The organism is Lapillicoccus sp. (genome assembly GCF_036559105.1).
Lineage (GTDB): Bacteria > Actinomycetota > Actinomycetes > Actinomycetales > Dermatophilaceae > Lapillicoccus.
In genome coordinates this window covers 1-5,236 of the sequence record NZ_DATBTV010000009.1, presented here as the reverse complement: position 1 = coordinate 5,236, position 5,236 = coordinate 1, and the positions used below count along the sequence as shown (strand labels likewise).

Genomic DNA, 5,236 nt, shown 5'->3' with positions numbered 1-5,236 from the left:
GTCGTCGAGAAGTTCCTCCTCGACGGGCAGCAGGCCCGGCTGACCCAGGCCGCCCTCGAGACCCTCGCCGTGATCGCCTACCGCCAGCCGGTCAGCCGCGGCCGGGTGAGCGCGATCCGCGGGGTGAACGTCGACGGGGTGATCCGGACGCTGCTCACCCGCGGCCTCATCGAGGAGCTCGACGAGGCGGGTGAGGGTGGCTCGATCCTCTACGGCACCACCTCGTACTTCATGGAGCGGATGGGTCTCGGCACGCTCGACGAGCTCCCGGCCATCGCGCCGTTCCTGCCCGAGGTGGACGCCCTGGACGACCTGGCCGAACGGGGACGCGGATGACACCGCCCAGTGGACGCAAGCCCGGCTCGGGTTCCGGGAAGGGCACTGGGAAAGGTGCCGGGAAAGGCTCTGGATCCGGCTCTGGATCCGGCAGCCGCGGCAACCGTCGCACCACGGGAACCGGGCCGACCAAGGGCAGCGGTCCGAGGTTCGCCGGCTCGACCAAGCCCAGCCAGCCGACCCGGTTACCCCGGCAGCAGCAGCGGCCCGAGGTCGACGTCCACGACCCCGACGGCGTCCGGCTCCAGAAGCTGCTGGCCGCGGCCGGCGTCGGGTCCCGACGTACCTGTGAGGGGCTCATCGCCGCCGGCCGGGTCTCGGTCGACGACCAGGTGGTCACCGAGCTCGGCGTGCGGATCGACCCGGCCCGCCAGGTCGTCCACGTCGACGGCATTCGCATCAACCTCGACGAGTCGCGCGTCTACCTCGCCTTCAACAAGCCGCTCGGCGTGGTCTCGACGATGAACGACGAGCTGGGCCGCATCAGCCTCGCCGACTACGTCGGGAACCGGAACGAGCGGCTGTTCCACGTCGGACGCCTCGACGCCGACACCGAGGGCCTGCTACTGCTCACCAACGACGGCGACCTCGCCAACCGGCTGCAGCACCCCTCGCACGGGGTGGCCAAGACCTACATCGCGCGGATCGCCGGACCGGTGCCCCGGGACCTCGGTCGACGCCTGCGCGAGGGTGTGGAGCTCGATGACGGCCCGGCGAAGGTCGACTCGTTCAAGGTCGTCGACAGCCAGCCCGGCAAGGCGATGGTCGAGGTCGTCATCCACGAGGGCCGCAAGCACATCGTCCGTCGGATGCTCGACGCCGCCGGGCACCCGGTCGAGACCCTCGTGCGCGTGCAGGTCGGTCCGATCCGCCTCGGCGACCTCAAGTCCGGACGCACCCGCCGCCTCACGCCGGACGAGGTCGGCCAGCTCTACGCCGCCGCCGGGATGTGACGACGGTGAGCGTCCACGTCCGGGTCGTCGGTACCGGGCTCATCGGCACGAGCCTGGGGATCGCCCTGTGCCGCGCTGGTTTCCGGGTCACGCTGAGCGACCCCTCGCCGACGGCCGCCCGGCTGGCCCGCGACCTCGGGGCCGGCGAGATCGCCGACGCGTCCACCGACGACCCCGACCTCGTCGTCGTGGCCGCGCCCCCCGACGTGGCGGCCGACGTGGTCGTCGAGTCACTCGGTCGGTGGCCCGAGGCCGTGGTCACCGACGTGGCCTCGGTGAAGGGGTCGGTGGCCCATGCCGTCCGCGACGGTGGGGGAGACCTGGCCCGCTACGTGGGGTCGCACCCCATGGCCGGGCGCGAGCGGTCAGGGGCCGGAGCGGCCCGGGGCGACCTCTTCGACGGTCGCGCGTGGGTGGTCGTCCCGACCGGGACGAGCCGGCCGGACGCCGTCGGCCTGGTCCGCCAGGCGGCGACCGCGGTCGGCGCCGCCGTCAGCGTGATGGGCGCCGCCGAGCACGACGCGGCGGTCGCCGTGGTCTCGCACGTACCCCAGGTGGCGGCCAGCCTCGTCGCCGGCCGGCTCCGCGACGTGTCCGACCCGGCGGTGGCCCTGGCGGGTCAGGGGCTGCGCGACGTGACCCGCATCGCGGGCAGCGACCCCCGGCTCTGGACCCAGATCCTGGCCGGGAACGCCGCCGCCGTCCGAGACGTGTTGACCGCTCTGCGCGCCGACCTCGACGAGGTCATCGGCGCCCTCGACCAGCTCGCCGACGGCGACAGCCGCGGCGCCCTGGAAGTGGTGAACCGCACCGTCGGCCACGGGAACGTCGGCGTCGCGCGCATACCGGGCAAGCACGGCGCGGCCCCCACCGCATACGAGACCGTCGTGGTCGTCGTGCCGGACACGCCCGGAGCGCTGGGCCGGCTCTTCACCGAGATGGGCGAGGCCGGCGTCAACCTCGAGGACCTGCACCTCGAACACGGTCTCGGGCAGCCGTTCGGGCTGGCCGAGGTGGCGGTCGTCCCGGGCGCCGTGGAGAAGCTGCTGGCCGCCCTCGAAGCCCGCGGCTGGCGCGTCCATGACTAGTCATCCCACGACTAGGCTGACGCCTCGATGAGCACCGAGACGGACGCCTGTGGCGACATTGTCGTCGCGATCGACGGACCGTCGGGTTCCGGCAAGTCGACCGTCGCGCGCGCCGTGGCCCAGGACCTCGGGGTGGGCTACCTGGACACCGGCGCGATGTACCGCGCCCTCACCTGGTGGTGCCTCCACGAGGGCGTGGACGTGCACGACCGGGCGGCGGTCGCCGCGACGATGGCGACCCTCCCGTTGGAGGTCGGCACCGACCCCGGTGAGCCGTGGGTCCGGGTCGGTGGCCACGACATCACCGCCGCGATCCGCAAGACGCGCATCTCCTCCGTCGTCTCGGCGGTCGCGACGAACCTCGACGTGCGGGCGAGTATGCGACTGCGCCAGCGGGCGATCATCGCCGAGTCGGTCGAGCGCAGCGGCGGGTGTGTGGCCGAGGGACGTGACATCACCACGGTCGTGGCGCCGGACGCCGACGTGCGCGTCCTGCTCACCGCGAGCGAGGACGCACGGCTGGCGCGCCGGACGCTGGAGATCCACGGCGGCACGGACACCGACAGCCTGGCCGCCACCCGCGACCAGATCGTCCGGCGGGACCGCGACGACTCGACGGTCTCGCAGTTCGTCACCGCTGCCGACGGTGTCGTGACCGTCGACACCTCAGCGCTGGACCTGCACGAGGCGATCGCCGCGGTGCTGGCGGTGGTCCGGGAACACGCTCCGGCCTGAAACAATGGTGGGTCCGCCCATCCGCACCACAGGCATACCGATCGAGGCTTCACGTGTCCAACCCAGGGACCGACGCAGGGTCCGACCCCACCACTCCCGACGTCTCCGAGCTGGAGCCGGACGTCGGCATGGAGCGCGTGCTGCGCGCCGGCCTGGAGGACTTCGACCTCAGCGACGAGGACCGCGCGCTCCTCGAGGCCTCCGGCGAAGACGGGCTCGTCCCGGTCCCGGAGGGGCCGCAGCCGGTCGTCGCCGTCGTAGGCCGCCCGAACGTCGGGAAGTCCACCCTGGTCAACCGGATCCTCGGCCGCCGCGAGGCCGTCGTCGAGGACACCCCGGGCGTCACCCGCGACCGTGTCGCCTACGACGCCGAGTGGGCCGGCCGCCGGTTCACGCTGGTCGACACGGGCGGGTGGGAGGTCGGCGCGACCGGCATCCACCTGCGCGTCGCCGAGCAGGCCGAGGTCGCCATGGACCTGGCCGACGTCGTCGTCTTCGTCGTCGACGCGATGGTCGGCGCGACCGACACCGACGAGGCGGTCGTCCGGCTGCTGCGACGATCCGGCAAGCCGGTCGTCCTCGTCGCGAACAAGGTCGACGACCAACGCTTCGAGGCCGATGCCTCGAGCCTGTGGAACCTCGGACTCGGGCAGCCGTGGCCGGTCTCGTCGCTGCACGGGCGGGGGAGCGGCGACATGCTCGACGCGATCCTCGAGGTGCTGCCGAGAGTGTCGGCGGTCGGCGGCGCATACGAGCGAGGCGGACCACGGCGGGTGGCGCTACTCGGCCGGCCCAACGTCGGCAAGTCCTCGCTGCTCAACCGGCTGGCGGGGACCGAGCGGGTGGTCGTCGACTCGGTCGCGGGCACCACCCGGGACCCCGTGGACGAGCTCATCGACCTGGGCGGCAAGACGTGGCGGTTCGTCGACACGGCAGGCATCCGTCGGCGGGTGCACCAGACCCGGGGCGCGGACTTCTACGCGTCGCTGCGCACCCAGACCGCCCTGGAGAAGGCCGAGGTGGCGGTCGTCCTCATCGACACCGAGGAGCCGATCGCCGAGCAGGACATCCGGGTCATCCAGCAGGTCGTCGACACCGGCCGCGCCCTCGTCGTGGCCTACAACAAGTGGGACCTGCTCGACGAGGAGCGCCGCTACTACCTCGAGCGCGAGATCGAGCGGGAGCTTGTGCAGATCCAGTGGGCGCCGCGGGTGAACCTGTCCGCGCTGACCGGCCGGCACCTCGACCGGATCGTCCCGGCGCTGGAGCTTGCTCTGGACTCGTGGGAGACCCGCGTCCCGACCGGCCGGCTCAACGCCTTCCTCGGCGAGATCGTCGCCGGGCACCCGCACCCGGTCCGTGGCGGCAAGCAGCCCCGCATCCTGTTCGCGACGCAGGCGGCGACCCAGCCGCCGCGGTTCGTGGTCTTCGCGTCGGGGTTCATCGAGGCCGGGTACCGCCGGTTCCTCGAGCGGCGGCTGCGCGAGGAGTTCGGGTTCGAGGGCACGCCGATCGAGGTGTCCGTCCGGGTTCGGGAGAAGCGCCGCCGGAAGTAGGTTTCGCGCGGCTACGTCCCGCTGACCCGGTAGTGGTGGCCCATCTGGATCTCTTCGACGACCGCCTCGACCCAGTGGGATGGCTGCGGCCAGTGGCCGCGGGAGGTCAGCTCGAGGCGGAGCCGTTCGCTGATGGCCCCGTGGTCGGTCCCGAGGCCCGCGGCGAGGACGGTGTCGCAGGCCTCCTGGATCTCGTGCGAGATGTCGCGGTGGTGCTCGAAGCTCTCGCGGTCCGCGTCGGCATCCGGGTCATCGGTCAAGGCAGCCTCCTCGTCACTGAGCCACCCAGCGTCCTCCTGCCGGGTCGGTCGCGCCACTGGTCGGGTGGGCTCGGCGCCGTGGTGCGATTTCGGGCGCCTGTATGCCGTGCGCTAGCCTTTCGTTCGCTCTCCGGCAGGGGAGCCACGGCCTCGCGGAGGCCAGCCACGGGCTGTGGCGCAGCTTGGTAGCGCACTTGACTGGGGGTCAAGGGGTCGCAGGTTCAAATCCTGTCAGCCCGACAGTAAAACCGCAGGTCAGCAGCGCGGCGCGGCGCCGCCTTCGGTGTCGCACCGTGGTTCCTGAAGAT

Annotated in this window: 6 protein-coding genes and 1 tRNA gene; 6 read left to right on the top strand and 1 reads right to left on the bottom strand. The window is 72.4% G+C overall.

The features are described 5' to 3' along the window. From scpB to der, 5 genes are all read left to right on the top strand, one after another. On the top strand, positions 1-336 hold a 336-nt coding region (gene scpB / locus VIG79_RS00760), incomplete at its 5' end, for an SMC-Scp complex subunit ScpB (RefSeq protein WP_331880862.1). Next, a complete protein-coding gene (locus VIG79_RS00755) occupies positions 333-1,289 on the top strand; it encodes a pseudouridine synthase (protein ID WP_331880860.1) in 957 nt (318 codons plus the stop codon). The genes scpB and VIG79_RS00755, both read left to right, overlap by 4 nt. A 5-nt stretch (positions 1,290-1,294) precedes the next feature. Beyond that, positions 1,295-2,377 carry a prephenate dehydrogenase gene (locus tag VIG79_RS00750; RefSeq protein ID WP_331880858.1) on the top strand — a complete coding sequence of 361 codons (1,083 nt, stop codon included), beginning with the start codon at positions 1,295-1,297 and terminating at the stop codon, positions 2,375-2,377. Positions 2,378-2,404: 27 nt separating this feature from the next. Then, positions 2,405-3,112 (top strand): (d)CMP kinase, encoded by a 708-nt coding sequence (gene cmk / locus VIG79_RS00745; RefSeq protein WP_331880856.1) that lies wholly within the window; start codon positions 2,405-2,407, stop codon positions 3,110-3,112. A gap of 128 nt (positions 3,113-3,240) precedes the next feature. After that, positions 3,241-4,668 carry a ribosome biogenesis GTPase Der gene (gene der / locus VIG79_RS00740; RefSeq protein ID WP_331880864.1) on the top strand — a complete coding sequence of 476 codons (1,428 nt, stop codon included), beginning with the start codon at positions 3,241-3,243 and terminating at the stop codon, positions 4,666-4,668. 11 nt (positions 4,669-4,679) lie between these two features. Here the strand turns inward: der and VIG79_RS00735 are convergent, their stop codons facing one another. After that, complete coding sequence (locus VIG79_RS00735; protein ID WP_331880853.1) at positions 4,680-4,928, bottom strand: hypothetical protein; 249 nt, start codon at positions 4,926-4,928, stop codon at positions 4,680-4,682. 166 nt (positions 4,929-5,094) lie between these two features. Between VIG79_RS00735 and VIG79_RS00730 the strand changes: the two genes are divergently transcribed. After that, positions 5,095-5,168: transfer RNA gene (locus VIG79_RS00730), tRNA-Pro, on the top strand. The last annotated feature ends 68 nt before the right edge of the window (positions 5,169-5,236 follow it).